Annotated in this window: 2 protein-coding genes and 1 pseudogene; all 3 read left to right on the top strand. The window is 42.1% G+C overall.

Annotation, left to right across the window (positions count from 1 at the left end):
• A pseudogene (locus tag MK482_RS08930) lies at positions 1-1,289 on the top strand (hypothetical protein); the annotation flags it as partial.
• A complete protein-coding gene (locus MK482_RS08925; RefSeq protein ID WP_218494136.1) occupies positions 1,271-1,693 on the top strand; it encodes a hypothetical protein in 423 nt (140 codons plus the stop codon). The pseudogene MK482_RS08930 and the gene MK482_RS08925, both read left to right, overlap by 19 nt.
• Before the next feature lie 91 nt (positions 1,694-1,784).
• The coding region (locus tag MK482_RS08920; protein WP_268718535.1) for a T7SS effector LXG polymorphic toxin at positions 1,785-2,350 on the top strand (566 nt) is incomplete at its 3' end.

Raw genomic sequence — 2,350 nt, 5'->3', positions numbered from 1 at the left:
TGGTTGTTGGGGCTGGCTTAACCGCAGGAATTGGAACAGCGGCTTATGGGGCGTCTAATGCAGGGGAAGGGATTCATAACATCCAACTTGGAAATGCAGGGGATATTCATACGAAATCCTATAATCGTATCCGAGATACGCTTTTCATGGGGAATGACAAGCTGTATCATCAGGTTGGTGGGATCTTTGTGACAGCGAGTTCTATCATGATTCCCATAGGGCAGACTCAGAGCGTTGTCAAAGGCTTGACCCAGTTTGCGATAGGGGAAGCAGGCGCCTATACAGCGGGTCAGGTTGCCTATCATGGGACTAAGCTCCTAGGTGGTAGTGAGGAAGACGCTCAAACCGCAAACTTTATCGGGAATATCGTAGGAGGTTATGCGGCCTCCTCAGCAGCCAGCAAGTTTAGTCTCAATAAGGTGAAAGTAGATGTCGAAGCACCGAAGTATAACCGCGAACAGATTCTGAAGAATCTAGAAGAAAGTAAACTTGCGAGGGAATCCAGTAACTTTGACCAATATCTGGCGAAGGAGAAACTCCAACGAGGCTTAAACAAATCCCCATTAGTTAGTCGGGAACTTCCGAAGGTGAAAGGTGTCCACAATGTCGAAACACCGAAGTATAACAAAGAACAAATCCTGAAGAATATAGAGGAAAGCAAACTTGCGAGGGAGAGTTCAGGTTTTAAAGACTTTGCAACTAGAGAAAGATACCTAGAGAAGGTCTTTAACAAATTAACTCCTGAAGAAAGGGAATTGATTTTTAATATTTCTAAGGACTCACCGAAGGTTAAGTATAAAAATGGAGTAACACCAAAAGAAATACTTGAAATAAATAAAGGGGATAGACCAAATCCTGAAGATATTTATAATTCAACTTATTTAAAAATGCATAACCAACAATTTAAGAATGGGGCATCCAGATTCCAAAAATTTCAACCAAGCGAAAGTTGGAATGGAGGTATTGTTGGAGGTAAGGATGGAACAAGTTTCTGGTTGAGTAAAGAACATGCAGATATCATTGAAAAGGTTGCCAATGGAGATAATCGTCTTTATGAAATCATATTAGGATTTGATGACAGTTATTTAGGAGATGGTCCACTTTATCGCTTGGATGTTACTCCAGAAGTAGTAGCAGAAAAAGGACTGTCAATACCAAGTGGAAATGAAGCTGGGGCCAACGATTGGTGGAGACCAACCGGACGAACTTTCCCAGGAGATATTCCAGAAGGTGTTATGGAAGATATTAGTACCAAGAGAGGAGAACATACATGGAACATAGTAAATTAGGATGGGAAGATGTCATCCAGTTTGAAGAGGTAAAAGGTTACGGTCAGCATATCTGGAGAGATGGGAACCATCTTTATTACGTTACTGAGGAGGGAGGAATTGCCCCTCAGCGAGTGGTTTATGAATTACCAAACGAGTTATTTGCCTTATTAGAAAGTGGAGAGAGAACGGAGTTAGAAGTATTAAGTAAACTTCAGACCGATCGTTGGCCACCAACGGAAGAAGAGAGAAGAGAATCTAGAAGAAAATTTATAAGTAAACATCCAGCTTCTTTGATAGATGTCCCTAAAAATAGGAAACTTTTTTCTAAGGAAGAACTTGAAGAGTTGATTCCGATTGCTGAGAAGCAGTGGATTGAATCTGAAGGCAAACTTCCAGACGATTATGTATCGCCATTGAGATAACCTGTGAGGAACTTGTTTATACACTGTTAGTTGTAAGCAAGTTCCTGTTTTTACATTAAGTGAAAATCTCCAAGGTCAGGCCATCTCGAGTATGCGCCGTTACCTAGTAGAGGTACATGGGACTCTTCTTCAAACTCTGGTCAACCTGATGAATGACTACTCAACTAATCTCCTACTGTACAAGGATGGTTACTACCAGATTGATTCAAGCAATCATGCAAAGTTACCAGGTCAGGTGTTTACACGATTACATAGTGATTTAAAGAGTTCACGTGACAATCTAAAGAGTGAGATTGAGGTCTTGAACACGACCAAGGACAAGATTTCAGACTTGGTGAGCTATTCAGGAAGCAGTCATACCAGTACGGTCATGAACTATAACTTTCTCATGAATCAGGTCAAGAACTTGGATAACTCGATCATCCAGTATGAAAGTAATCATGCGAGTCAGGATTTGGTTGCCTTTAAGGAACTCTTGTCTGCGACCAAGGCCTTGATCGCAGAGCATGCAGGGAAGACACGAACTGTAGGGACTTATCAGTCGGGTGATTTCGCCAAACTCCAGTCTGTCCAACGCTTTGCGATAGCCTACCAACAGGCGACCAAGCAGATGGAGAGTCGTGTTGAACGCGTACAAGCTGCCCAGGAGAGAGACAA

The organism is Streptococcus mitis (assembly GCF_026782865.1).
GTDB classification, from domain to species: domain Bacteria; phylum Bacillota; class Bacilli; order Lactobacillales; family Streptococcaceae; genus Streptococcus; species Streptococcus mitis_CG.
This window is presented reverse-complemented; position numbering and strand designations above follow the sequence as displayed.

What these genes read in the sequence shown, in the direction of transcription:
- MK482_RS08925 (WP_218494136.1), top strand. Translation starts at nt 1,271, where the DNA reads ATGGAACATAGTAAATTAGGATGGGAAGATGTCATCCAGTTTGAAGAG.